The organism is Deltaproteobacteria bacterium (assembly GCA_005879535.1).
GTDB lineage: Bacteria > Myxococcota > Myxococcia > Myxococcales > 40CM-4-68-19 > 40CM-4-68-19.
This window is the reverse complement of record VBKI01000067.1, coordinates 59,323-83,101: the sequence shown is the minus strand read 5'-3', so window position 1 is coordinate 83,101 and position 23,779 is coordinate 59,323. Positions and strand designations below refer to the sequence as shown.

The 23,779-nt window shown below is 68.1% G+C and carries 21 protein-coding genes and 2 pseudogenes (1 of these 23 cut by a window edge); 14 read left to right on the top strand and 9 right to left on the bottom strand.

Features of this window, described 5'->3' with window-relative positions; translation table 11 throughout:
• Nucleotides 1-472 (bottom strand): annotated as a pseudogene (locus tag E6J58_14335) (ABC transporter substrate-binding protein); it reaches 507 nt to the left of the window's first position.
• 238 nt (nucleotides 473-710) lie between these two features.
• Here E6J58_14335 and E6J58_14330 point away from each other — a divergent pair.
• The 8 genes from E6J58_14330 (at nucleotide 711) to E6J58_14295 (ending at nucleotide 9,964) form a co-directional block, all read left to right on the top strand.
• On the top strand, nucleotides 711-2,051 hold the full coding sequence (locus E6J58_14330) for a response regulator (GenBank protein ID TMB36378.1): 1,341 nt from the start codon (nucleotides 711-713) through the stop codon (nucleotides 2,049-2,051).
• Between the two features lie 139 nt (nucleotides 2,052-2,190).
• Complete coding sequence (locus tag E6J58_14325) at nucleotides 2,191-2,760, top strand: NAD(P)H-dependent oxidoreductase subunit E (protein TMB36377.1); 570 nt, start codon at nucleotides 2,191-2,193, stop codon at nucleotides 2,758-2,760.
• On the top strand, nucleotides 2,757-4,016 hold the full coding sequence (nuoF, locus tag E6J58_14320; protein ID TMB36376.1) for an NADH-quinone oxidoreductase subunit NuoF: 1,260 nt from the start codon (nucleotides 2,757-2,759) through the stop codon (nucleotides 4,014-4,016). Before E6J58_14325 ends, nuoF begins: the two co-directional genes overlap by 4 nt.
• A gap of 1 nt (nucleotide 4,017) precedes the next feature.
• Nucleotides 4,018-4,530 (top strand): NADH-quinone oxidoreductase subunit J, encoded by a 513-nt coding sequence (locus E6J58_14315; protein ID TMB36375.1) that lies wholly within the window; start codon nucleotides 4,018-4,020, stop codon nucleotides 4,528-4,530.
• On the top strand, nucleotides 4,530-4,871 hold the full coding sequence (nuoK, locus tag E6J58_14310; protein TMB36374.1) for an NADH-quinone oxidoreductase subunit NuoK: 342 nt from the start codon (nucleotides 4,530-4,532) through the stop codon (nucleotides 4,869-4,871). Before E6J58_14315 ends, nuoK begins: the two co-directional genes overlap by 1 nt.
• Before the next feature lie 10 nt (nucleotides 4,872-4,881).
• Nucleotides 4,882-6,834, top strand: coding sequence for an NADH-quinone oxidoreductase subunit L (gene nuoL / locus E6J58_14305; GenBank protein TMB36373.1), 1,953 nt, complete (start codon nucleotides 4,882-4,884; stop codon nucleotides 6,832-6,834).
• Nucleotides 6,834-8,366 carry an NADH-quinone oxidoreductase subunit M gene (locus tag E6J58_14300; protein ID TMB36372.1) on the top strand — a complete coding sequence of 511 codons (1,533 nt, stop codon included), beginning with the start codon at nucleotides 6,834-6,836 and terminating at the stop codon, nucleotides 8,364-8,366. Before nuoL ends, E6J58_14300 begins: the two co-directional genes overlap by 1 nt.
• Nucleotides 8,367-8,635: 269 nt before the next feature.
• Nucleotides 8,636-9,964 (top strand): NADH-quinone oxidoreductase subunit N, encoded by a 1,329-nt coding sequence (locus tag E6J58_14295; protein TMB36395.1) that lies wholly within the window; start codon nucleotides 8,636-8,638, stop codon nucleotides 9,962-9,964.
• Nucleotides 9,965-9,989: 25 nt separating this feature from the next.
• On the opposite strand, the gene E6J58_14290 is transcribed toward E6J58_14295, so the two are convergent.
• Nucleotides 9,990-10,652 carry a DNA mismatch repair protein MutS gene (locus E6J58_14290; GenBank protein ID TMB36371.1) on the bottom strand — a complete coding sequence of 221 codons (663 nt, stop codon included), beginning with the start codon at nucleotides 10,650-10,652 and terminating at the stop codon, nucleotides 9,990-9,992.
• A 41-nt stretch (nucleotides 10,653-10,693) separates the two neighbouring features.
• On the opposite strand from E6J58_14290, the gene E6J58_14285 reads away from it, so the two are divergent.
• A complete protein-coding gene (locus E6J58_14285) occupies nucleotides 10,694-11,866 on the top strand; it encodes a hypothetical protein (protein TMB36370.1) in 1,173 nt (390 codons plus the stop codon).
• Between the two features lie 103 nt (nucleotides 11,867-11,969).
• Here the strand turns inward: E6J58_14285 and selB are convergent, their stop codons facing one another.
• The 4 genes from selB to E6J58_14265 are packed head-to-tail and all read right to left on the bottom strand — an operon-like array spanning nucleotide 11,970 to nucleotide 17,894.
• Nucleotides 11,970-14,006, bottom strand: coding sequence for a selenocysteine-specific translation elongation factor (gene selB / locus E6J58_14280; protein TMB36369.1), 2,037 nt, complete (start codon nucleotides 14,004-14,006; stop codon nucleotides 11,970-11,972).
• On the bottom strand, nucleotides 14,003-15,466 hold the full coding sequence (locus E6J58_14275) for an aldehyde dehydrogenase family protein (protein TMB36368.1): 1,464 nt from the start codon (nucleotides 15,464-15,466) through the stop codon (nucleotides 14,003-14,005). The genes selB and E6J58_14275 overlap by 4 nt, the downstream gene beginning before the upstream one ends.
• Nucleotides 15,466-16,509, bottom strand: coding sequence for an arginine N-succinyltransferase (locus E6J58_14270; protein TMB36367.1), 1,044 nt, complete (start codon nucleotides 16,507-16,509; stop codon nucleotides 15,466-15,468). Before E6J58_14270 ends, E6J58_14275 begins: the two co-directional genes overlap by 1 nt.
• The gene (locus E6J58_14265) at nucleotides 16,500-17,894 is read right to left on the bottom strand and encodes a M20/M25/M40 family metallo-hydrolase (GenBank protein TMB36366.1); all 1,395 of its coding nucleotides are present in this window, start codon (nucleotides 17,892-17,894) and stop codon (nucleotides 16,500-16,502) included. Before E6J58_14265 ends, E6J58_14270 begins: the two co-directional genes overlap by 10 nt.
• Nucleotides 17,895-17,979: 85 nt before the next feature.
• Here E6J58_14265 and E6J58_14260 point away from each other — a divergent pair, with 85 nt between their 5' ends.
• From E6J58_14260 to E6J58_14240, 5 genes and pseudogenes are all read left to right on the top strand, one after another.
• Nucleotides 17,980-18,567 carry a bacterioferritin gene (locus tag E6J58_14260; GenBank protein ID TMB36365.1) on the top strand — a complete coding sequence of 196 codons (588 nt, stop codon included), beginning with the start codon at nucleotides 17,980-17,982 and terminating at the stop codon, nucleotides 18,565-18,567.
• Between the two features lie 90 nt (nucleotides 18,568-18,657).
• Complete coding sequence (locus tag E6J58_14255; protein TMB36364.1) at nucleotides 18,658-19,107, top strand: D-tyrosyl-tRNA(Tyr) deacylase; 450 nt, start codon at nucleotides 18,658-18,660, stop codon at nucleotides 19,105-19,107.
• A gap of 7 nt (nucleotides 19,108-19,114) precedes the next feature.
• On the top strand, nucleotides 19,115-19,453 hold the full coding sequence (locus E6J58_14250; protein ID TMB36363.1) for a histidine triad nucleotide-binding protein: 339 nt from the start codon (nucleotides 19,115-19,117) through the stop codon (nucleotides 19,451-19,453).
• Nucleotides 19,407-20,423, top strand: a pseudogene (gene pcnB, locus E6J58_14245) (polynucleotide adenylyltransferase PcnB). The gene E6J58_14250 and the pseudogene pcnB overlap by 47 nt, the downstream one beginning before the upstream one ends.
• A 285-nt stretch (nucleotides 20,424-20,708) precedes the next feature.
• The gene (locus tag E6J58_14240; GenBank protein ID TMB36394.1) at nucleotides 20,709-21,050 is read left to right on the top strand and encodes a hypothetical protein; all 342 of its coding nucleotides are present in this window, start codon (nucleotides 20,709-20,711) and stop codon (nucleotides 21,048-21,050) included.
• Here the strand turns inward: E6J58_14240 and E6J58_14235 are convergent.
• The 3 genes from E6J58_14235 to E6J58_14225 are packed head-to-tail and all read right to left on the bottom strand — an operon-like array spanning nucleotide 21,047 to nucleotide 23,777.
• The gene (locus E6J58_14235; GenBank protein TMB36362.1) at nucleotides 21,047-21,778 is read right to left on the bottom strand and encodes an alpha/beta hydrolase; all 732 of its coding nucleotides are present in this window, start codon (nucleotides 21,776-21,778) and stop codon (nucleotides 21,047-21,049) included. The two genes, E6J58_14240 and E6J58_14235, sit on opposite strands and share 4 nt — an antisense overlap.
• Nucleotides 21,775-22,992, bottom strand: a complete 1,218-nt coding sequence (locus E6J58_14230) for a phenylacetate--CoA ligase (GenBank protein ID TMB36361.1) — start codon at nucleotides 22,990-22,992, stop codon at nucleotides 21,775-21,777. The genes E6J58_14235 and E6J58_14230 overlap by 4 nt, the downstream gene beginning before the upstream one ends.
• Complete coding sequence (locus E6J58_14225; protein TMB36393.1) at nucleotides 22,989-23,777, bottom strand: ABC transporter ATP-binding protein; 789 nt, start codon at nucleotides 23,775-23,777, stop codon at nucleotides 22,989-22,991. Before E6J58_14225 ends, E6J58_14230 begins: the two co-directional genes overlap by 4 nt.
• Between the last annotated feature and the right edge of the window lie 2 nt (nucleotides 23,778-23,779).

The following is a 23,779-nucleotide window of genomic DNA, read 5'->3' as shown; positions in this document are numbered from 1 at the left end:
CGCCCATCTTCGTGAAGTTGTCGTTGAAGACCTTTGCCAACCCGACGGAGTAATCGTTGCGCACGTCGCGAAGGATGGCGGCCTTCTTCAGCTTCAGCGTCTCGGTGGCGAACTTCGCCATCACGTAGCCCTGGAACGGGTCGATGAAGCAGGCGCGGAAGATGTAGTCGCCGACGGCGGTGACCTTCTCGTTGGTCGAGGAGGGAGAGACCATCGGCACCTTCGCCGCCTGCGCCTTCGGCGCCATGAACAACGAGCGCGTCGAGGCGACCTCGCCGAGCAGCGCGGTCACGTGCTCGCTGGAGATCAGGCGCGTGGCGGCGGTGGCCGCTTCCTCGGGTTTTCCTTCGTCGTCGAGGGCGATCACCTGCACCTGCCGGCCCTTGATTCCCCCTTGGGAGTTGACCTCGGTGACCGCGAGCTGGATGCCGCGGTCGCTGGAGGTGCCGAACGTTGCTTCGGTGCCGGTCATCGAGCCAACTTCACCGACCTTGATGACTCCTGTATCAGCGGCACCCACGTTTCCGCCGCCCTGCTGCTCCTTCTTGCAGCCGATGGCGGAGGAATTTCGCGGACATGCGACGCATGGTCGCCTCCGAGCAGATGGAAAAAGCGAGCCTGCTTAACATTCCGTTCCGAGGGGATCAACCGTCCGCCGCCCGGGACGTGCCATGCTTGCCGCAGCCGGAAACGCATCGTAGGCTCGATGGGTGTCTGCTCCCCGCATCCTCGTGGTGGACGACAATCCGGAGCTGCTCACTCTTCTTTCATCCGCCTTCGAGGAAGCCGGGTACCTGGTCCAGACGGCGTCGCGCGGCCGGACCGCGCTGGATCTGGCGCGGAAGCAGAAGCCGGCCCTCGCCGTCCTGGACGTCCTGCTGCCTGATCTCATGGGGTACGAGGTAGCCGAGGCGCTCAAACGCCTGCGCGTGCCGTTCGTGTTCATGTCCGGCGTCCACAAGGGTGGCAAGGCGGCGGATACGGCGCTGCACAAGTACGGCGCGTTGGCCTTCTTCGAGAAGCCATTCGAGCGCAGCGCGCTGCTCGACGCAGTGCGCAAGGCCGTTCCCGTCTCGGGCCGGGGCCAAGAGCGGATGGCCTTCGACGTGGAGTCGGGACCACAGGTGGCGGAGGCGGCGGAGGCCATGCAGCTGACCGCCCGCATCGATCTCAAATCCGGGTCGATGCAGGGAACCTCGCCCCTGCAGCTCAGGCCGATGAACCGCGAACAGGTCGCGCGGATGCGCGGGGAGCCGGGGCGCCAGCCAAGGGTGCGCGCCGCGCAGGTGAACACGGGTCCTATCGCGCGGGCGTCCGAACCGGAGCCGATCCTGCAGCCGCTGGCGGAGAAGGATGGAATCCGCCGCGGGGACCTGAAGGACAATCTGCCTCATCTGCTCGCGGCGTTCTACAACGCGAAGGAGACCGGCGAGCTCGGCCTGATGAAGGGACAGGTGAAGAAGATCATCTTCTTCGAGAGCGGGTTCCCGGTGTTCGCGCTCTCGAACCTGGTCGCCGACCGGCTCGGCCAGTTCCTGGTCCGGGCAGGGAAGATCGACGAGCAGACCCTCAAGCAGGCCGCGGAAGAAGCGTCGGGCAGCAAGCGTACCGGCGACGTCCTCATCGAGATGGGCGCGCTCAACGAAGAAGAGCGCCTCTACTACGTCGGCCAGCAGATCAAGAGCATCCTCTATTCGGTCTTCGCCTGGGAGGAGGGCATCTTCACGCTTTCTTTCCAGGCGCGCGCGCGGAAGGAGGCGATCAAGCTCGACATCCATCCGGCGAACCTGATCATGCGAGGGGTGAAGAAGCTCTACAAGCCGGAGCGGCTCAAGCGGCTGATGCCGCAGTCGGCGCGGCCGACCCCGAGCCAGGAGCCTTCGTTCAACCTCAGCGACGTGGAGCTGCAGGCCTGGGAAGCGCACCTTTTGCCGCGCTGCGATGGCAACCGCACCGTCGCGGATCTGGTGAAGGTCGCCGGCAAGCCGGAGAACGAAGTGCTCGGGACGCTGGCGGCGCTCGCTTCGCTGCGCGTTCTCGACTTGCGCTAGCCGCTGCCGCACCGAAAGGTGCGGCTTGGTCGGACCGCCGAAGGCGGCTTAGCCGCGGCCGCCGGAGGCGGCTTAGCGGCTAATTCCGAGACTGTACAGTTGACACCCCCCCGCGCACGCCATACACGTCCGCGCCGCAATGATTGCCCTCGGAACGCAGACGGGCCCGGTGGAGAGTCCGTTCACGGCCGAGCAGCAGCAGCGCTTCGATGCGGGACTCGAACGGGCAATCGCGAAGTATCCGTCCGGGCGCCGCAAGGCCGCGCTGCTCGCCGCCCTGCATCTCGCGCAGGACGAGCTCGGCTGGCTCTCCGAACAGGCGATGGCGTACGTCGGGTTTCGCATGGACGTCCCGCCCGTCCGCGTCCGCGAAGTGGCGACGTTCTACACGATGTACCGGCTGCGGCCTGTCGGCCGGCATCACATCGGCGTCTGCAACTCGATCTCCTGCTGGGCGATGGGATCCGAAAACGTTCTGCGGCAGTGCTCGGAGATCCTCGGCATCCGGCCCGGCCAGACCACCCCTGACGGGCACTTTTCGCTGGAGGAAGTGGCCTGCCTCGCCGCCTGCGGCGGAGCGCCGGCCGTGCTGGTCAACAACTTCACCTTCGTGGAGACCGTCACGCCGGACTCGCTCCAGGCGCTGATCCAGGAGCTGCGCGAGCGCCCAGGAAAAGCGATGGCGGGCAGCGCGGAGCCGAAGCGATGACCGGCCCGAAGATCCTCACCGCGGATTGGGACAAGCCGCAGAGCTGGTCCTTCGACACGTACCGCGGCGGCGGCGGGTACCAGGCGCTTCCGAAGGCGCTCAAGATGCAGCCGCAGCAGATCGTCGACGAGGTGGTGAAGTCGAACCTGCGCGGTCGCGGCGGCGCGGGATTCCCGACCGGAATGAAGTGGAACTTCGTCCGCAAGGAGACGAGCTTTCCCAAGTACCTGGTGGTGAACGCCGACGAGGGCGAGCCGGGAACCTTCAAGGACCGCGAGATCCTGTTGCGGAGCCCGCACCTGTTCGTCGAAGGCCTGATCATCGGGTGCTACGCGATCGACTGCCACGCGAGCTACGTCTACTGCCGCGGCGAGTTCCGCGAGAGCGCCATGGCGCGGCTGGAGAAGGCCGTCGAGGAGGCGCGCGCGGCCGGCTTCATCGGAAAGAACATCCTCGGCTCCGGATTTGATCTGGAAGTGCACGCGGTCTTCGGCGCCGGCGCGTACATCTGCGGCGAGGAGACGGCGCTGCTCGAATCGCTCGAGGGCCGCAAGGGCTATCCGAGGCTGAAGCCGCCGTTTCCCGCGAACGCCGGGGGCGGTCTATTCAAGCAGCCTACGGCGGTGAACAACGTCGAAACCCTGGCGAACATGCCCCCCATCCTCACCATGGGCGGAGACGAGTTCAGCCGGATCGGACTGACGCCGAAGAACGGTGGGACCCGGCTCTACGCGGTGAGCGGCCACGTGAAGAAGCCGGGCGTGTACGAGGCCCCGATGGGCATCAGTTTCAAGGCGCTGCTCGACGAGTACTGCGGTGGCATGCGCGAGGGATCGACGCTGAAGGCCATCATCCCGGGTGGGGCCTCGTCGGCGATCATGACCGCCGCCGAGGCGGAGTGGGCCAGCGATTTCGATACCCTGAAGGCGAAGAAGACGATGGCGGGGTCGGGAGCGGTCGTCTACCTCGATCAGTCCGTGAACATGGCGCAGGCGCTCGCCAATCTCATGCATTTCTTTTCCCACGAGAGCTGCGGCCAGTGCACCCCTTGTCGCGAAGGCACCGCCTGGCTCTCGCGGCTCCTCGACAAGATCGTCGCCGGCAGGGGCGAGAAACAGGACGTCGACAACGTCCACCAGATCGCGCGTCAGATGGAGATGAAGACCATCTGCGCGCTGGCCGACGGGGCCGCCATGCCCGCGAAGAGCTACATCGAGAAGTTCCGCGGCGATTTCGACGCGCTGGTGCGAGGCTGACGTGGCCGAGGCAATCCTCTTCTACCTGTTCGCCATCGGAGTGCTGCTCGCCGGGGCGCAGGTGATCTTCCGCCGCAACCCGATCTACGGCGCGCTCTCGCTGGTCGGCTGCTTCTTCTTCCTCTCCGGCATCTACGTCCTGCTCGCCGCGCACCTGATCGCCATCCTCCAGATCCTCGTCTACGCCGGCGCGGTGATGGTGCTGTTCGTCTTCGTGATCATGCTCCTCAACCTGAAGGAGGAGGAGCTGGGCGAGGCGCGCTGGACGGCGTGGAAGGCGATCGGCGTGGCCGCGGTCGTGGCCGGCGCCGGCGTGATCGCCTGGCGGGCGCTCGGCCCCGCTTATCCCGGCGGTCCCGTGCGCGACAACGCGATGGTCGTCGCCGGATTCGGCGGGGTGAAGGCGGTGGGGCGGACGCTCTATCTCGCCTCGGTGCTGCCGTTCGAGATCACCTCGCTCCTGTTGCTCGTGGCGGTGGTCGCAGCGGTGGTGGTGGCCAAAGGGAAGATCTGATGGACTTCTTCCACGCCCACCAGGCCCAGCACTACCTCGTCCTGGCCGCGCTGCTGTTCGCCCTCGGCGCCGCCGGTGTGGTCCTGCGGCGCAACGCGATCATCGTGCTGATGAGCATCGAGCTGATGCTCAACGCGGTCAACCTCACGTTCCTGGCGTTCTCGCGCTTTCCGCTGGTGCCGAACCCGCCGATGGGAAGCTTCCTCTCCGGGCACGCGGCGGCGTTCTTCGTCATCGCCACGGCGGCTGCCGAGGCTGCCGTCGGATTGGCCATCATCATCGCCGTCTTCCGCAGCCGCACTTCCGTCAACGTCGACGAGTTCGACACGCTGAAGCTCTAGGAGCCGAAGAGTGGAAGTCACCTGGCTGCACCTCGTCCCGCTGCTGCCCCTGATCGGCGCCGCCGTCTGTGGCTTGGCCGGCAAGTGGCTCCCCAAGGGCTGGGTCTACGCGGTGGCGCTGGCCTCGGTGCTGCTCTCGTTCCTCGTCGGCCTGCGCGCGTTCATGGGGCTCGGCGAACAGGTTCAGCTCTTCCACGAGCTCGCCTTCAACTGGTTCTCGGCGGGGTCGTTGCGCGTGGACATGGCGTTCACGTTCGACCGGCTGTCCGGAGCGCTGACCCTGGTGGTGACCGGCGTCGGATTCCTCATCCACGTCTACTCCGTAGGCTACATGGACGAGGATCCCGGGTATTGGCGGTACTTCTCGTATTTGAACCTGTTCGTCGCCGCGATGCTCACGCTGATCCTCGGCGACAACCTGGTCGCGATGTTCGTCGGCTGGGAGGGCGTAGGCCTCTGCAGCTACCTGTTGATCGGGTTCTGGTTCACCGACGAGGAGAAGGCCTACGCGGGGCGCAAGGCGTTCATCGTCAACCGGATCGGGGATTTCGGGTTCCTGATCGGGATTTTCATCCTCTTCAACCAGATCGGCAGCGTCGGGTTCGCGCAGGTGAATTCCGCGGCGCTGCCGCTCGGTGTCGCGTCGATCGCGGCCCTCTGCCTGTTCATCGGCGCCACGGGAAAGAGCGCGCAGCTTCCCCTCTACATCTGGCTCCCGGACGCGATGGCTGGTCCAACGCCGGTCTCGGCGCTGATCCACGCCGCCACGATGGTGACGGCCGGCGTGTACATGGTCGCGCGGCTCAGCCACCTCTACGTGTCGGCGCCGGGGATCATGGCCGTGGTCGCGGTGGTCGGTGTGCTCACCGCCATCTGGTCCGCGCTGATCGCGACGTCGCAGAACGACATCAAGAAGGTGCTCGCCTACTCCACCGTGTCCCAGCTCGGGTTCATGTTCATCGGCGTCGGCGTCGGCGCATTCTTCGCCGGCACGATGCACCTGGTCACGCACGCCTTCTTCAAGGCCTGCCTCTTCCTCGGCTCCGGGGCGGTGATCCACGGGCTGCAAGGCGAGCAGGACATCCAGCGCATGGGCGGGCTGCGCAGATACATGCCATCCACGCGGACGACGTTCCTGATCGCCACCATCGCCATCACCGGCATCCTCCCCATCTCGGGTTTCTTCTCGAAGGACGAGATCCTCGGCCAGGCGCTGCACACGCGCGCGTTCGGCTTCTTGACCCTGGGGTACTCCGGACCGCACCTGACTTTCCTCGGGCCGCTGATCTACGCCGTAGGATCCTTCTCCGCCTTCCTCACCAGCTTCTACATGTGGCGCTGCTATTTCCTCACCTTCTCCGGCGAGTATCGCGGCCCCGAGAGCGTCCACCCTCACGAGAGTCCCTCGGTGATGACGCTGCCGCTCTGGATCCTGGCCGGCCTGTCCGTGGTCGGCCTCGTGCTCGGCCTGCCGCAGTCGTGGGTGCACGGCACCGCGTTGCAGGGATGGACGTGGGAGCACTTTACCGAAGGCGTGTTCTCGCGGCCGCGCGGCGGCGCGCCCGAGGAGTTCGCGCCATATCTCGGCTACGGCATCGCGCTGATCGTCGGGTGGGCGGGCTGGGCCGGCGCCTACGCGCTCTATTTCAAGCGCGGACTCGCCGGCGACGAGTTGCTCACCTCGCGCGTCCGCGGCTTGCGCCGCGCCCTCGCCAACAAGCTCTACGTCGACGAGCTCTACGGTTGGGCCGTCGTGCGTCCGATCTGGGCGCTCGCCCGCGGCCTCTGGCGATTCGTCGACGCGACGATCATCGACGGCCTGTTCGTGAACGGGATTCCCTCGCTCATCGCCTGGATCTCCGCGATGGCGCGCAGGTTCCAGAACGGCGACGTCCAGCGGTACGCGGCGGTCACTGCGCTCGGCGTTGCGGCGCTGCTCTACGTCTTCCTGGTGAGGGGCTGATGGAATTCATCCAGGCCCATCTGTTGACGATCGTCACCTTCCTCCCGGTGCTCGGCGCCGTCCTGGTCGCGCTCTTGCCGCGCGGCGAAGGCGGGCAGCACAAGGGCATCGCCTTCCTCTTCAGCCTGTTCACGTTCCTGCTCTCGATCCCGCTCTGGACGGGATTCCGGGCCGCACCGGGGCGGTACGCGTTCGAACAGAAGAGCGAGTGGGCCCCGGCGTTGGGGTTCAGCTATCACGTCGGGCTCGACGGGGTGGCGCTGCTCCTCTTCCTCCTCACCGCCCTCCTCGGTCCCATCGTCGTGCTCAGCTCGTGGAAGTACATCCAGGAGCGGGTCAAGGTGTACTGCATCTCGCTCCTGCTCCTGGAGACGGCGATGCTGGGCACGCTGGCGGCGCTGGACCTGGTGCTCTTCTACGTCTTCTGGGAAGCGATGCTGATCCCGATGTACCTCTTGATCGGGATGTGGGGGAGCGAGCGCCGGATCTACGCCGCGGTGAAGTTCTTCCTCTTCACCTTCATCGGCTCGGTGCTGATGCTGCTCGCCATCTTCTGGCTCTGGAGCAACTCGGGGCGGAAGAGCTTCGACTACGTCGACCTGCTCAATGCCGGGATGGTGGACGCTTCCACGCAGCGGTGGCTGTTCCTCGCCTTCGCGCTGGCCTTCGCCATCAAGGTGCCGATCTGGCCGCTGCACACCTGGCTGCCGGACGCTCACACCGAAGCGCCCGCCGCCGGCTCCATCATCCTCGCCGGCGTCATGCTGAAGATGGGGACCTTCGGGTTCATCCGGTACGCGATGCCTCTGTTCCCGCAGGCGGCGCTGGCCTGGGCGCCCGCGGTGGCCGTCCTGGGCGTGATCGGGATCGTCTACGGCTCGTTCATGTGCATGGCGCAGACGGATCTGAAACGCCTGATCGCGTACTCATCGGTCGCCCACCTCGGGTTCGTGATGCTCGGTCTGTCCGCGCTGACGCCGGAGGCGGTCAGCGGCGCCGTGCTGCAGATGGTGAACCACGGAATTTCCACCGGCGCGCTGTTCCTGATGATCGGCATCCTCTACGAGCGTACGCACACCCGCGATCTGGCGGCGTACGGGGGCCTCGCCGGCGTGACTCCGGCGATCGCAGCCACCTTCCTGATCGTGACGCTGTCGTCCATCGGCCTCCCGGGCACCAACGGCTTCGTCGGCGAGTTCCTCGTCCTGATCGGCACGTTCACGTCGAAGGTCCTCCGCGGGGCGGTGCCGCTCGCGGTCGTCGGCGCTACCGGCGTCATTCTCGGCGCCGTGTACATGCTGTGGATGTACCAGCGCGTGTTTTTCGGGCCCCCGAGGAAGGCCGCGGCACACGGCCTCGCCGACCTGACGGTGCGGGAGTGGTTCACGCTCGCGCCGCTGCTCATCGCCATCGTCGCCATCGGATTCGCGCCGCAGCCGCTGCTCACCGCCATCAAGGAGCCGGTCGACGCTTTCGTGCAGCGTGTGACCCGCGCCGAGCGGCCAGTGCGCAAGGCGGAGCTCGGGCGATGAACTTCGACCCGAACGACCTCTACGGTGTGCTGCCGGCGTTGATCCTGAGCATCGGTGCGCTGCTGCTCTTGACCAGCGAGGTCTTCCTGCGGACCGTGAAGCCGGCGGTGCTGGGGCCGTCCCCCGGGCTCGCCGAAGCCGCGCAACGCTCGCTCCCGCCGGGATCCGACGCGAAGCCGCAGGCGGCCGAGTCTCCGCCCGACAGGCGTTACCAGGCATGGGTGGCGGCCGCATTCGCCGCAGGGGGCCTGTGGGCAGCGGTCGCCCAGATGGGCGATCCCGCGGTGCCGCTGTTCTCCGGCGCCGCGGTCAGCGACGGATTCGGGCGCGTGGTCGCGGCGGTGGTCTGCGGGGCGCTCCTGCTCTCCTGCATCGTCGCCTTTTCGTATCTCGAGTCGCTCCACGCGACGCGAGGAGAGTTCTATGCGCTCTCCCTCTTCTCCGCGGCGGGAATGTGCTTGCTCGCCCAGGCGACGGACCTGATCGTCGTCTTCATCTCGCTGGAGGTGATGTCGCTCGCGGTCTACGCGCTGTGCGCGTATCTGCGCCGTGGCAAGCGTCCGGCGGAGGCGGCGTTCAAGTACTTCATCCTCGGGAGCTTCGCTTCCGCCGTCTTCCTGTACGGCGCAGCACTCGCGTTCGGCGCTACCGGTTCCACGCGCCTCGCCGACGTGGCGATCGCGGTGGGGCGCGGCGGACCTGCCGGAACCGGCGGCCTCCTCTACGGCGCGGCAGCGCTGCTCACCTCCGGTTTCGCGTTCAAGGTTGCCGCGGTGCCGTTCCACATGTGGGTTCCGGACGTCTATGACGGCGCTCCGGCTCCGGTCACCGGCTTCATGGCAGCGGGTGTAAAGGCCGCTGCGTTCGCCGTCCTGGTGCGGATCCTGGTCTCCGGATTCGGGCCGGCAGGCGATCAGGTCGTGCTCGACTGGAGTCGCCTCGTCGTTTGGCTCGCGGGCTTGACGATGCTCGTCGGCAACCTGCTCGCCATTCCCCAGCGCAGCGTCAAGCGCATGCTGGCATATTCCTCGATCGCGCACGCCGGCTACCTGCTCATCGCCGTCGCCTCGATGCAGCGCTCCGGGGCGGTGCGCGCAGATGCGACGCAGGGCCTGCTCTTCTACCTTGCCTCCTACGCAGCGACGATCATCGGAGCGTTCGGCGTCGTCGCCGTCATCGAGCGGCGCCTGGCGCTGACCGGGTCGGCGGACGACTTGTCGTCGTGGTCGGGGCTCTCGGAGCGGCATCCCGGCCTCGCGGCCGCCATGTCCCTCTTCATGATCTCCCTCGCCGGCGTGCCGCCGACTGCGGGGTTCATGGCGAAGCTGACGGTGTTCCGCGCCGGCATCGAGGCGGGGCTCACTCCCCTGGCGGTCCTCGGCGTGCTGACCAGCGTGGCGGGTCTCTACTACTACCTGCGCGTCGTGGTGTACGTGTACATGTACCCGAGCGGCAAGGGCGAGGCCGTCCAGAGCGGCCGCCTGCTCTCGGCGGGCCTCGCCATCGCCGGCTGCGCCTTGATCGTCCTCTGGATGGGCATCCAGCCCGGCACCTTCGCCGCGCTCACCCAGTCCGCCGCCACCTCTTTCGGCCGCTAAGTCTGAAGACCTCGATCTGAAGACTTCAATTTCGTTTCAGAAGGACGTAGATGGCGCCGCCGCCGCCGTCGTGTGGGCGCGCCGTGGAGAAGCCGAGCACGTGGCGGGCGAAACGCGCCGTGTGCATCCAGCGCTTCAACGCTTCCTTGAGGACCGGCACCTGGTCCTTCGAGTGCAGTCCGCGGCCGTGTACGACGAGGACGCATCGTTTTCCCTGCTGGCGCTCCCTGACGAGAAACGATTCCAGCTCCGATTTCGCTTCGTCCTTGAGCATCCCGTGCAGGTCGACGTGCCCTTGGACGGCGAACTCGCCCCGGCGCAGCCTCTTCACGACCCGCGGATCGAGGCCTCGCGCGTGCCCCTCGATGAACTCGTCCGAGTCCGAGATGTCGAACGGCACCTCACCGGTCACCAGCGCCCGCAGCTCGTCGTACGCTTCGAGATCGGGATCCAGCTCCAGCGGCGCCACCGAAAGCCGCTGCGGGCCGGGCTTGACCCGGCCGCTGCGGTCCACAAGCGGCCTCGCGCCGTCGACGGCCACCGTCCACAGTTCGTCCTCCGTCAGCTCGGCGGCAGGGCGGGGAGGCGAGGCCTCCGGAGGCGGCGGTTGTGCCTTGGGCGCAGGCCTCGGCGCCTCAGGAAGCTTGATCCCGCCGAACGGATTATTGAACGGCTTCTTCTTCGGCACGGCGGCAGCGTAACCCGGCGGAGCTCCCCAAGGCGACGTCCGTGAAATTCCACGGTTGCCCTCGGGAAAACACCTGCTTCAGGCGACGGTGTACGGGACGTAGGATTTCTCGCCAGGCCGCGAGGACCAGGGTGAGGTATCTGTCGGCAGCGTTGATTGCGGCACTTGCCGGCTGCGGCGGCGTCGAGGACGATCTTCTGGCTTTGCGAGCCGGTCGTGGCAAGGCGGCGCAAGCTGCCTGCCCCGGCGGTCCTGCGGTGACCATTCGCAGCGCCGCGCTGGACAATCCCGCCCTCGATCTGACCGGGCTCTACGTGACCGTGCAACAGGATGGAACGACGCTCGCGTGGGGCTGGACGCCGGTCACCGTTCCGGACTTGTGCGCCGGGCAGGACTACACGATCACGGCCGCCGATTATCGGAACTACCGCTTTTCGCGCTGGGAGGACGGCAACGCGACCTGGCTTCGGCGCGTCAATTTCCAGACCAGCGTGACCTACACCGCGATTTACCAGGTCGGTGGCAGCATCATCCCGCTCTACAGCTGGCCCGCGGAATCCGGCTCGGCGGTGAGCTCGACGTGGACGGCCATTGCCGATGCGCACCAGCGAAAGCCCGGCCTGGCGCTGATCCCCATCGTCAACAACCAGAACGGGCCGGGGCCTTCGCGGGACGCGTCCTGGACGAGGGGGATCGACCTGCTGGCCAGCGCCGGCTGCAAGGTCGCAGGGTACGTCTACACCGACTACGGCAGGCGTTCGCTGACCACGGTCGAGGCGGACATCGCGAACTGGAGAGCCTGGTATCCAAACGTCAGCGCGGTGTTCCTGGACCAAATGAGCAACACCGCCGGTGTGGAAGGCTATTACGCGACGCTGGCCTCCTACGCCCGGAGCCGGGGCTTCGACCTCGTCATTGGCAACCCCGGCGCGCCCACGGTGCCGAGCTACATCGGAACGGTGGACACCATGGTGATCCAGGAAGGCACCGAGGTCCCGACCTCGTTTCCGGCCTGGCAGGCAAGCTACAGTCCCAATCATTTCGCCACGCTCACCTATGCGCTCACGTCGCCTCTTCCGGGCAACCAGGTGACGAGCAACAAGGCGGCCGTGGCGTATCAGTACATGACGGACGACGGCGCCTTCCCGGACTGGAATCCCTGGGACGAAGCGTCGATCCACTTCGACCCGCTTCTCGACCTGCTCGACGGGTAACGATCAGTCTTTCCGCATCCCGAGCCGCCCAGGATGCGGCGGCCGTCCATCACCATCGCCGGAACCGGCAGGGCATCTGCGAACGCCTGCAGCTCGGCGCCGGTCACCGCTCTCCCTTGCGCAGCACCCGCTTGTCCCCGATCCGCAACGTCAGCTTCTCGCGGTCGAAGTACTCGAGCAGCGGGATGGCGAACTTTCGCGTCAGGCCGGTCAGCTCCTTGAACGACTGCGCGTCGATGGACCCGTGCTCCGAGAGGTGGGTCAGCACCCGCCGGCGCAGGTCCATCAGCGGCACGGCCCCGAACCAGAGATCCTCGCTCACCTTGCTGGCGCGGCCGGCGCCGGCCAGCGCCTTGAGCAGCGAGTGCGTCCGCTGTGGCGTTTGCCCGATCAGCTTGGGGAGCTCGTCGACGCGAGGCGGCGAGAGTCCAGCGCCATCGAGCACGCCGGCCAGCTTCTCCTGCGCGTCGGCGTCCGCCCCGGAGAGCTTCGCTGCCGCTCCGGGCGGATGGACGCGCTCGGCATCCGCCCTCAGCTCGCCGCGCTCCGTCAGGGAGGCAAGCGCCTTGGCGAATACCTTCGGCGGCGGGGATCCGGCGCGCTGGCGCAGCTCCTCGCGAGCGATCGAGGGGTCGATGGAATCGCGCGCCGCGTGCTCGTGCAGGCGCGCGAGCAACTTTGCATCGAGAGCCTCTAGCACGTTCCGGTGGACGTAGAGGCGCGCTTCGCGGTCGTACAGCACCGCCTTTCCCGTCTGCGCCACCCGCTCGAGCGCCTTCTCCGCCGACTTGACGTTGAAAGCGCCGCGCGCGGCGAGGCGCTGCGGAGATGCCCCCGGATATCCGGATTCGAGCAGCAGCCGCTCTGCCTGGACCAGCGGGTCGTCTCCAGCCAGCGCCTGGAGCGCCGCCGCGTCAGCCTCGCGCCTGCGCCGCTTGCGCGTCGCGACGGCGAGGATCCGGCCGCCGCCGAGCGTCGACGCATGGGCCCGGACGGCGCGCGTCAGCGTCTCTGCACCCGTCGGATCGCTGGGGGGCACAACTGCGTGGTGTCCACGACGCGGTTTGGGCAGCGCGCCGCGGAGCAGGAAGCGGAGCCCGGCGATCGCCGCGGCTGGTTGCGCCAGGCGAAGTTGCCCCAGCGCGCGCTCTCCGGGCAGGAGCTCGGCGCGGTCCACCAGCGCGACCACGCAAGCCACCTGGGCGGTGCCGATGTGCGCGAGGAGCCGCGCGCGATCGCGCAATGGACGCGCTGCCCAGGGAAGCAGCTCCAGCTCGACATCCAGGATCTGCGAGGCGCCCACCGACTCGAGCGTGCCCGCCTGGACCAGAGCCGCACCCCGGGGCGCGTCGTGGACTTCGATTCCGGCCAGATTCGCGGCCGTGCGCTGCCCGGCGCGCGCCTTCTCCACTGCGGCGCCGTGCACCTGCACGCCCCGCACGCGAATGCCGCGCGCCTTCGCTCCGGCGCCCGCGAGATCCACTTCGTCCCCCGCCGCGAGCGCGCCCGAAAAGAGCGTCCCGGTGATCACGGTGCCGAACCCCTTGACGGCGAATGATCGGTCGAGCGGAAGGAACAGCGGCGCCTGCTCGGGACGCGGCGTCTCCTGTCGCGTCCGGACGGCGTCGGCCACGGCGCGCACCAGCTCCGGCAAACCCTTCCCCGTGCGAGCGGACACTTCCACGATCGGCGCGTCCTCCAGGAACGTCCCCTGCACGAGCTCGCGCAGCTCGAGCGCGAGCAGCTCGCGGTGATCGGCGCCGAGCTCCGGCAGCAGATCCGCCTTGGTCATCGCGATCACTCCGGCCTGGACGCCGAGGAGGCGCAGCACGTCCAGGTGTTCCGCGGTCTGAGGCATCGGGCCTTCGTCCGCCGCGACGCAGAGGATTGCGACGTCGATTCCTCCGGCAGCGCCGACCATCGCGCGCAAGAATCGCTCGTGCCCGGGAACGTCGACCACTCCCGCCGTGCCGATCCCCGGAAGCTCCAGGTGGGCGTATCCGGCCTCCAGCGTGATGCCCCGCCGCTTCTCCTCCGGGAGTCGATCGGTGTCGATGCCCGTGAGCGCCTGCACCAGCGCGGTCTTGCCGTGATCGACGTGCCCAGCCGTGCCGACCACCACGCGCAGCGGGCTCGTCATTCGTCCACCCAGAAGACGCCGGGCGCGAGCTTCTTGCGGTCGAGCGTGGCCTCTCCGCGCATGACGGCGACGGGCGCCGCGCAGTAGAGCGGGCTCCAGAGCGCCGCCGGCCGGTAATTCCCGCTGCGCTTGAGGCCGCCGAAGGGCAGCCGTCCGCTCGCGCCGACCGTCGGCGCGTTCCAGTTGACCACGCCGCATGCCAGCGCGCGCTGGCAGCGATCGAACGCCTCTTCGCTGCGGGTGTGGACGCTGGCGGCGAGGCCGTAATCGGTGGCGTTCGCGATCTCGAGGGCTTCCTCTTCGGAGGCGGCGGCGTAGACGGCGAGGTCCGGCCCGAACAGTTCCTCGCGCTCGTAGGGCGTTCCGCGTCGCTGTTCCACGAAATGCACCGAGGGACTTGCGTAACATCCTTGCAGCCCGCGCGGCGCCAGCCGCCTCGACTGGAGGAGCGTCTCGGCACCGCTCCCGCGAACGCCTTGTTCGAACTTCTCCAGCGCCGCGGGCGACGCGAGAGGTCCCATGAACACGCCGTCGTCGAGCGGATGCCCGATGGAGAGCTTCTCCGCCAGCTTCGCGATCCGCGCGGCAAACGCGCGGGCATCGCCGACCACGATGGCGCGGGACGCCGCGGTGCAACGCTGCCCCGCGGACACGAATGCCGAGAAGAGGACGTCGTACGCCGCCTTCTCGACGTCTGCGTCGGCGAGGACGACGGCGGCGTTCTTGCCGCCCATCTCCAGCGCCAGCAGCTTCGTCTGGCCCTGATTCGCGCGCTCGATCGCTTGACCCACGCTCCAGCTTCCCGTGAAGAGGACTCCATCGACGGCCGGGTGCGCGCCGAGCGCCGCGCCCACCGCACCCCCGCCCTGGACCAGGTTGAATACGCCGCGCGGCAGCTGCGCGTCTTCCATGCAACGCGCGTACACCTCGGCCGCGTGGGGAGCGATCTCGCTCGGCTTGAAGACCACCGCATTCCCGCAGGCCAGCGCCGGCAGGATGTGGCCGTTGGGAAGATGGACGGGGAAATTGAAGGGGCCGAGAACGGCGAGGACGCCCAATGGCCGGAACCGGCATTCGGCGGCCCCTTGGCCCGCCGCGGGGAACGTCGAGACCAGCTTCAGGCCTTCATCGGCGGTGATCGCGGCCTTCGCGGCGCAGGCTTGCGCTTCCAGGCGCGCTTCCCAGAGTGGTTTGCCGACGTCCAGCGCGATGGCATTCGCCAGTTGTTCCTCGCGCTCCTTGAGAATGGCTCCGACGCGCCGCACCAGCCGGGCGCGGTCCTGCTGGGGAAGAGCGCCGAACCCGGGCTGCGCCTCGCGCGCCGCCTGGACGGCGCGCTCCGCCTGTCCGATAGCCCAGGGGAAGCGACCGAGCAGCATGGAGAGGTCGGCCGGCGAGCGGTCCTCGATCGCGCCGTCGGGCGCGTCGGTCTCGCTCCAGCTTCCGGCGATGAAGTCCATTATTCGAAAGGTATCGTATGCAGCCGCTCGCCGTCCTCCGCCTCGAGGGCCTCGACGGCAGGACCCGGAAGCTGCACTTCGGCGTCGCGAAAGGCGCAGGTCGCCCGGACGGCGCGAAAGCGGTTGCGACCTTGCGTCCGCTCCACCGAGACCAGGCGTTCCTCGACCTCGGGCGGTAATGCTACCGCGGTGGGCGGAAGGCGCTGGCGAGCGAGCTTCGCCCGGCGGAACCGGCGGATCGGCTCGATCAGCTCCGTCGGCGCCGAGAAATGCGGGCCGCCGTCGAACGGGTCGATGCGCTCGTCGTACCGGAAGCCGATCTTCGTCAGCATCGCCCTCGCGCCGACGCTCTCGGGCCCGACTTCGCCGATGGCCTCCTGGATCTTCTGGGAGAAGAGCGTGGCGTAGATTTCCCCGGGTGGAAAGAGCTGCTGGATGAACTCCTTGTTCTCGCGCGAGAGGCGATCCGCGTCCTGATAGGAGAGGCCCGTGAATTTGCGCCCCAAGGCTTCCCAGAGCGGACTGCGACCGTCTTCGTCGAGGCGGGGAAGCAGCTCCACCAGGATGCGATCCCGGAAACGCGGCCGGTGCATGGCAACGTAGAGGAACCGCACGTAGCTGAGCTGCTTGCCGGGCTTGCCCTGGCCGCGGAACTGAGGATCGACCACCAGCCCGCCGATCTCCGTGGGCCCGTCGAAGTTGTAACCGATGGAGAGCACGCGGTGGCGAAAGTGCCGGTCGACGCTGGAGGAGTAGTGCTCCTTCTCGTAGACGTCGAAGAAGATGTGCGGCGCGTCGCGGGTGCCGTGCTGCGCGATGATCAGCGAGGAGCCCGCCACCTTCCCGGTGCGCGTCTCCTCCATCACGAAGAGGTACTCGCGCTCGAACGGGTCGCGGATGCGCCCGTCGAAGGAGCGCGCTGACCTGTCCAGGATGAAGCTGAGCTCGCGCTCGTCGTCGGGGAGGTTGACGGTATTCAATTCGGAGGCGAGCTTGCGCAGGCCGGGGAGATCGTTCTTCTGGCCGTCCCGGATCACGTACACGCGCAGAGCTCCACGAGGAGGGACTCGTACAGATCGCACGCCTTTTCCAGTTGCGCCATCTCGATGCGCTCGTTCGGCGTGTGCGCGTTGGCGGTGCTGCGTCCTGGACCGATGACGATGGCCTCGCAGCCGGCCCGGGCGAACACGCCGGCCTCGGTGCTGGTGGGCTTCGCGCGCGGCCGGGGGTCGAGTCCATGGCGCGAGAGCGCCGCGCCGGCGGCCCGGATCAGCGGGGCATCGTCGGGCAGCGACATCCCCGAGGCATTGCGCTCGACGGACACCGACAGCTCCAGCTCTCCCTGGCCGAGTTGCTCGACCCAGGTCTGCGCCTGGGCGGAGAACTGCCCGATCAGCGAATCCGGGTCGTGCGTGGGCAGCACCCTGGCGTCGAGCTGGAGGACGACGGCGTCCTCGCCGCTCTCGAGCACGTTGAGTCCGCCGACGGCGCCGGCAGGATCGAATCGCGCGTCACTCCCCGACGGCAGGCTGCGCTGCCACAGCTCCTCCAGGGCGGACGCAGTGGCCAGCGCGCGCCAGAGGTTCGGCTGCGGCGCTCGCGGCGGCAGGAAGCGGGTTGCGGCGGGTTCCGGCTGACCTCTTTCGCGCGGCGCGGGCACTTCGAGCAGGCAGCTCGCAGGAACGACGTTGGTCCCCGAGCCACCGCGCGCGGCGACGACCGGCGACCCTGACGACTTCACCCAGGCGAGCGCCTTGAGGATGGCGTTCTCGCCGAGATGCGGAGTCGAGCTGTGAGCAGCCTTTCCGGAGAACTCGAGCTGCTCGATTCCCGGACCTTCGCTGCCGACCGTACGCGCCTTGCGGTCGCGGATGACGCAGCGTACGACCGCATACCCCTTGTGGGCGGAGATGATCTGCAGCTCGCTCGGCTCGCCGCAGAGCACCTGCGAAGGAGCGATCTGACGGAACAGCTCGCTGGCCACGAAATGCCGCGCGCCTCGCAACCCGACTTCCTCGCCGAACGTGCCGAGCAGCCAGAATGGCCGTCGCGTCTTGTGGCCCTGGAGGCGCCGCGCCGCCTCGGCCTTGCAGAGCGCGTCCAGCTTCACGTCGGCGCAGCCAAGGCCGGAAAGAAATCCGTCGCGTTCCGTGAGCGTCCAGGGATCGGTTTGCCACTTGTCGAGCGGGCCCGGAGGAACCGTGTCGAGGTGCGTGACCAGCAGCACGCCGCCAGCACCGGCCGCCCCGCCGCCGGGGCCGCCGGCGAGGTTGACGTGGACGCCGTCGACCACCTGGCGGCGCACCGCCAGTCCGGCGCGCTCCCAAAGCGTCTGCAGGAGGTCGGCAGCTTGCCGGGTACCCTCGGAGGACACGGTGTTGGCGGCGACGAGCTTGCGCGCCAGCTCGAGGAATCCCTTCGAAAGCATGGGGCGCTCCCTCTGTCACGGACGCTGCCGCAGGTCAACCGCATGCCTACGTTTCGACCCGATACTTCCGCGAAGGGAGCGGGGCATGGACGATCCGAAGGCAACGCCGTTTCTCACGGACATCAAGGAGCTGCAGCGACGCGCCCGCGAGCACGTCGAGAAGGGAGCGGTGACTCCTGCGTACCGCGGCGACGTGAACACGGCCGTGAAGCTCTTGAACGAGGCGCTGGCGACGGAGATCGTCTGCACGCTGCGCTATCGACGGCACCATTACATGGCGGCCGGGATCAACTACCAGGCGATCGCCGACGAGTTCATGGAGCACGCGCGCCAGGAGCAGGAGCACGCGGACCGCATCGCTGAGCGGATCCGCCAACTCGGCGGCGCGCCCGACTTCAATCCGGAGGGGCTTCTCACGCGCAGCCACGCGCAGTACGCGGAAGGAAACTCGCTGATCGACATGATCAAGGAGGACCTGATCGCTGAGCGGATCGCCATCGAGTCGTACATGGAGATGATCCGGTACTTTGGCGACAACGATCCGACGTCGCGGAGGCTGATGGAGGACGTGCTCGAGCAGGAGGAGGAGCACGCCGATGACATGGCGACGCTGCTCGAGACGCTCGACCCGCGGGAACCGACGTCAGCCAGGGGTGCGGGAGTGAAGCACTAGCCTCCACAGTCCAAGGCATGGCCGCAAAGCCTTCCGATGGCCGGCAGCCGCTAGCGCGCAGAGCACCCAGAGGTTTGGTATTGCTGCGCGGTGCGGGCCGTGGTGCAGAGAGTGAGTGAAGCGTCGGTGTCCGTCGACGGGAAGGTGACGGGATCCGTTGGGATCGGCCTCTGCGTGCTGGTTGGGATCGGTCACGAGGATACCGAAGAGGATGCGAGGTGGATGGCGGACAAGGTCGTTGACCTGCGGATTTTCGAGGACGAGCAGGGGAAGATGAACCGGTCGGTCGTCGACGTGGGCGGAGGCGTGCTGGCGATCTCGCAGTTCACCCTCTTCGGCGATGCCCGCAAGGGAATGCGCCCGGGATTCGTGGATGCGGCAAAGCCGGAGGTCGCGCAACCCCTGTACGCCCGCTTCTGCGAGCGCGTCAGGGCCCGCCGCCTTCATGTCGGGGAGGGCGTGTTCCGTGCCACCATGCAGGTCCACATCGTCAACGAAGGGCCGGTGACGTTGCTGCTGGATTCGAAGAAGCTCTTCTGAGGTGTCCATGGACGAGTGCGTCTTCTGCAAGATCGTGGCAGGGAAGATCCCGGCAAAGAAGCTCGGCGAGAACGAAGGTGCCATCGCGTTTCCCGACATCAAGGCGGAGATGCCGGTGCACATCCTGGTGATCCCCAAGCAGCACATCGCCTCGCTCGACGAGATCGGCGACGGAAGCGCCATGGGCCCGGTCTTCGCCCTGGCGTCGAAGGTCGCCCGCGAACAGGGCCTGGACAAGACGGGTTGGCGCGCCGTCATCAACACCGGCCGCGACGCCAACCAGGTCGTCTTCCACGTCCATCTCCACGTCTTCGGAGGCCGGCGGATGGGGTGGCCGCCCGGATGACGCAAGCAGGCGCTTGGTCCTCGCCGCCATTGACCCGCGCCGGCCGTTCAGTCTAGGTACGCTGCGATTGTCGACAGAAGCGCATAGCGTCTCGCCAAGCGCCAAGGCGCCGCCCGAAATCCCCGAGGAGCTCCTCGATCCGGACGCCGTGAAGGTCGTCCGGCGGCTGCGCCGCGCCGGCCACCAGGCCTTTCTGGTCGGTGGATGCGTGCGCGACCTGCTGCTGGGAATCCGTCCCAAGGACTTCGACGTCGCGACCAGCGCGCACCCCAACCAGGTCAAGGAGACGTTCCGCAACTCGCGGCTGATCGGCCGGCGGTTCCGGCTTGCGCACGTCTTCTTCCGCGGAGGCAAGATCATCGAGGTCTCCACCTTCCGCGCCAATCCGCTCGACGAGCTGCAGGACCTTCCGCAGGACCTGCTCATCCGGCACGACAACGTCTTCGGAAGCGACGAGGAGGACGCCCGCCGCCGCGACTTCACCATCAACGGGCTGTTCTACGACGTCGACGAAGGGCGCGTCATCGATTACGTGGGCGGGAAGGACGATCTGCGCGCGCGGCTCATCCGCACCATCGGCAACCCCGACGTGCGGATGCGCGAGGACCCGGTGCGGATCCTGCGCGCCATCCGATTCTGCGCCAAGTGCGCCTTCGACCTCGAGCGCGACACGCGAACGGCGATGAGGGCGCACGTCCACGAGATCCCCCGCTGTGCGCCGCCTCGCGTCCTCGAAGAGGTCCTGAAGTTGCTGCGCTCGGGCACTTCGCGGCGCTCCTTCGAGCTGCTCCGCGAGGTGGGCGCACTGAGGATCCTGTTGCCGCCGGTGGCCGCGTACCTCGAACGACGCGGCGAGGAGGAGGCGGAGCGGCACCTGCGCGCTCTCGACGCGCTCGACGGGCACGTGCGGGTGGGCGAGATTCCCTCCGACGCGGTGCTGCTCGCGACGTTGCTCGCGCCGTTGCCGCGGGATTCCGGCCGCCGTGGTCCGAAGGCATCGCAGACGGGCCGGCCCGCGGCCGCGGAAAAGGCGGACGACGAGCTGGAGAAGGAGTTGAGCGAGTTGGAGGCCTCAGCCGAGGAGCTCGAGGCCGAGGACCCGGCACAGGCGCCGCTGCCGGAAGGCGCCCTGCGCGAGGCGGCCGAGCTGCACGACGAGCGCCTTGGCGGGCATCCGGCGTTCGTGGCGGGTAGCGACGTGCAGCCGTGGAGCCTGCCGCAGGACGTGGTGGCGCCAGACATCGTGCTCTCGGAGATGGTGCGCACGGCCCGGTTGCCGCGGAGGATCGCGGAGCGGGCGCGGATGATCCTGCTCGCCCAACCCATCCTCTCCGGAGAGCGACGGCGGCGGCGATCGTCGCCGCAGGCGTTCGCACGACAGAGCTATTTCCCGGAGGCGCTGGCGGTCTTCGAGCTGTCCGTCGCCGCCACGGGGCAGGGTCACGATCAGCTCGCCAAGTGGCAGCACGTCTTCGCCGGCCAGGACCTGTCGGAGGTGCGCCCCGACGAAGAGCGCGCGGAGGCCGGCGGCCCGAGGAAGCGCAGGAGCCGCGGCGGCCGGCGGCGGCGAGGCCGCGGGCACGGCAAAGCGCTTTAGCCTGTACCTTCGAGCAATTCCCGAGCGACTCCCGCAGGATTGTCCAGAGGCAGGAAGTGTCCGCCCGGCACGATGGCGAGCGGCGCTGCCAAGGCGGCGGCGAGAGGACGCGCCACCGTCTCCACGGGAAGGTAGGCGTCGTCGGCCCCCCAGATCAGCCGGACGCGAGCTCCCGTGGCGCGCAGCCGCGCTGTCATTCCCTCCGTCTGCCGCGGTTGCAGACACCGGGCAGCATGGATCAGCCGCCTGCCACCCTCGTCCCCGGCGTAGGCGTCGAGCAGAGCGCGAATCGATCGCAGCCGCCGCGCGAGCACGGGCTGGAGCCGCGCCGCCTCGTCGGGATTCCACGATCGGATGCTCTCCACGGCTCCCATGGCCCACTCCGTCTCGTACACTCCGTCCATCAGGACGAGCTCGCGCACGCGGTCCGGCGCACGGACGGTGAGGATCTGCGCGGCCGCCGTCCCCACGTCGTGCGCGATCAGGGTCACCTGTCGCAGATCGCGCTCGTCGAGCAGCTCCAGCAGCCATCCCGCCTGGTTCTCCATCCCGACATCCGGCGCTCCGGGGGAGTCGCCGTATCCGGCGAGATCCACGGCGATCACCCGCAGGCCGGCTTGCACCAACCGCGGAGTCACGCCAAGCCATAGGCGCCGCGAGGTGGGAAATCCGTGCACCAGCAACACCGGCGGGCCCTTGCCGGTATCGTCGAGAGCGAGCCGGTTCATTTCCAGACGCGCCGGTCGTCGATCCGCCTGGCGTTCTCCGGCACCGGTCCGGTGCGTACCTCTCCGCGCACCTTGACGGCATCGCGCAACGCCTCAGCCACCAGCGCGACGTCCACGGCCGCTCCGGGAGCCACCTCCAGCACGTACTCGAGGTGATCCTGATGGTGGTCGCGCGTCACCACCGCCTGGAAGCGTGCGACCGCCGGGAACGCCTTGAGCGCTTTCTCGATCTCGGCGCCGCGGATGAACATCCCTTTGACCTTGACCGCGTCGCCCATGCGGCCGAGGAGGCCCGCGAGCTTCGGCGCGGTGCGCCCGCACGCGCACTTCGAAGGAGACGCCATCGCGCCGATGTCGCCGGTGGCAAAGCGCAGCAGCGGGTACGCGGGGTCGAAGATGGTGGCGACGATCTGTCCCGGCTGTCCCGGCGCCGCCTGCGCGCCCGTCTCCAGGTCCAGGACCTCGAGGATGCACTCAGGGTGCAGATGCATGCCGCCCTTCTCGGCGCACTCGTAAGCGAGCAGTCCCAGATCGGCGGTCCCGTAGCCCTGCAGGACGTCGAGGTGGAACTCGTCGCGCAGATCGCTGCGCAGCGAATCCGGGAACATCTCGCCGATCACCCAGGCCACCTCCAGCGGGAGCGGCGTTCCCAGCTCTCTTCCCCGCTTGAGGAGCGTATAGAGAAAGCTCGGTGTGCCCGCGTAACCCTTGGCTCGCACGGCGCACGCGACCCGGACCTGGAGGTCGGTCTGGCCGGTCCCGGCGGGGATGACGACGCAACCGAGGGCGCGGGCGCCGTTGTCGAGCATGAACCCGAGCGGCGTCAGGTGATACGCGCTGGAGTTCATCACGATGTCTCCGGCGCGGAAGCCCGCCGCCGCGAATGCGATGCGGAACCTCCAGAAGTCCTCTCCTTCACCCTGCGGATCGAGGATCGGGCCGGGCGAGGCGAAGATCCGCTGCAACCGGCCGGGGTCCACCGCGACCAGGCCGCCGAATGGCGGTTCGCTGGCCTGCAGCGCTGGGAGGTCGTCCTTCCGGGTGATGGGGATCTGCTCGAGCCGGTCGACGGCCGGCGGCAGGACCCGACCGAAGTAAGCCGATTTGGCGCGGGCATGCGCCACCGTCTCGCGCAGCCTGCGCCCCAGCCGCCGCTCGCGATCCGCCGCCGTCTCCTGCTCCAGGGCAGGATCGAGGATGCGCCCGGGTCTCACGACAGCCACCGCTTGCGGCGCCGGTAGGACTTCACCGCCTTGTAGCTCTTCTTCGCCTCTCCGCCGCCCAGGTAGAACTCGCGGACGTCCTCGTTGCTCTTCAGCTTCTCCGGCTCGCCGTCCAGCACGATCCGGCCGGTCTCCATGATGTAGCCGAAGTACGCGATGGAGAGCGCCACGTTGGCGTTCTGCTCCACCAGCAGCATGGTGGTCTTCTCCTCCTGGTTGATCTTCCCGATGATGCGGAAGATCTCCTGTACCAGCAGCGGCGCGAGTCCGAGCGACGGCTCGTCCAGCAGGATCAGCCGCGGCCGCGCCATCAGCGCGCGGCTGATCGCCAGCATCTGCTGCTCGCCGCCGGAGAGGTACCCGGCGATCTGTTTGCGGCGCTCGCGCAGGCGCGGGAAGTAGTCGAAACAGAGGTCGCGGTCCCGTTTCAGTCCCGCGAGATCGCGCCGCGTGTACCCGCCCATGGTGAGGTTCTCGTCCACGGTCAGGTCCTCGAACACGCGGCGCCCCTCCATCACCTGGAAGATTCCCCGCCGCACGATCTGCTCCGGCTCGAGCTCGTCGATGCGCTCGCCCTCCAGCTCGATGGCGCCGTCGGTGACCTCGCCTTCCTCGGCGCGCAGCAAACCGGAGATGGCCTTGAGCGTGGTGCTCTTGCCCGCGCCGTTGGACCCGAGCAGGGCGACGATCTGCCCCTGTGGCACCTCCAGCGAAAGGCCCTTGAGCACGAGGATCACGTCGTCGTAGACGACCTCGACGTTCGCGAGCCGGAGCATGG

Coding starts and splice junctions, on each gene's coding strand:
- E6J58_14325 (TMB36377.1), top strand. CDS start 2,191: ATGATTGCCCTCGGAACGCAGACGGGCCCGGTGGAGAGTCCGTTCACG.
- nuoF (TMB36376.1), top strand. CDS start 2,757: ATGACCGGCCCGAAGATCCTCACCGCGGATTGGGACAAGCCGCAGAGC.
- nuoK (TMB36374.1), top strand. CDS start 4,530: ATGGACTTCTTCCACGCCCACCAGGCCCAGCACTACCTCGTCCTGGCC.
- E6J58_14300 (TMB36372.1), top strand. CDS start 6,834: ATGGAATTCATCCAGGCCCATCTGTTGACGATCGTCACCTTCCTCCCG.
- E6J58_14295 (TMB36395.1), top strand. CDS start 8,636: ATGGGCGATCCCGCGGTGCCGCTGTTCTCCGGCGCCGCGGTCAGCGAC.
- selB (TMB36369.1), bottom strand. CDS start 14,006: ATGACGAGCCCGCTGCGCGTGGTGGTCGGCACGGCTGGGCACGTCGAT.
- E6J58_14275 (TMB36368.1), bottom strand. CDS start 15,466: ATGGACTTCATCGCCGGAAGCTGGAGCGAGACCGACGCGCCCGACGGC.
- E6J58_14265 (TMB36366.1), bottom strand. CDS start 17,894: ATGCTTTCGAAGGGATTCCTCGAGCTGGCGCGCAAGCTCGTCGCCGCC.
- E6J58_14260 (TMB36365.1), top strand. CDS start 17,980: ATGGACGATCCGAAGGCAACGCCGTTTCTCACGGACATCAAGGAGCTG.
- E6J58_14250 (TMB36363.1), top strand. CDS start 19,115: ATGGACGAGTGCGTCTTCTGCAAGATCGTGGCAGGGAAGATCCCGGCA.
- E6J58_14240 (TMB36394.1), top strand. CDS start 20,709: ATGGTGCGCACGGCCCGGTTGCCGCGGAGGATCGCGGAGCGGGCGCGG.
- E6J58_14235 (TMB36362.1), bottom strand. CDS start 21,778: ATGAACCGGCTCGCTCTCGACGATACCGGCAAGGGCCCGCCGGTGTTG.
- E6J58_14225 (TMB36393.1), bottom strand. CDS start 23,777: ATGCTCCGGCTCGCGAACGTCGAGGTCGTCTACGACGACGTGATCCTC.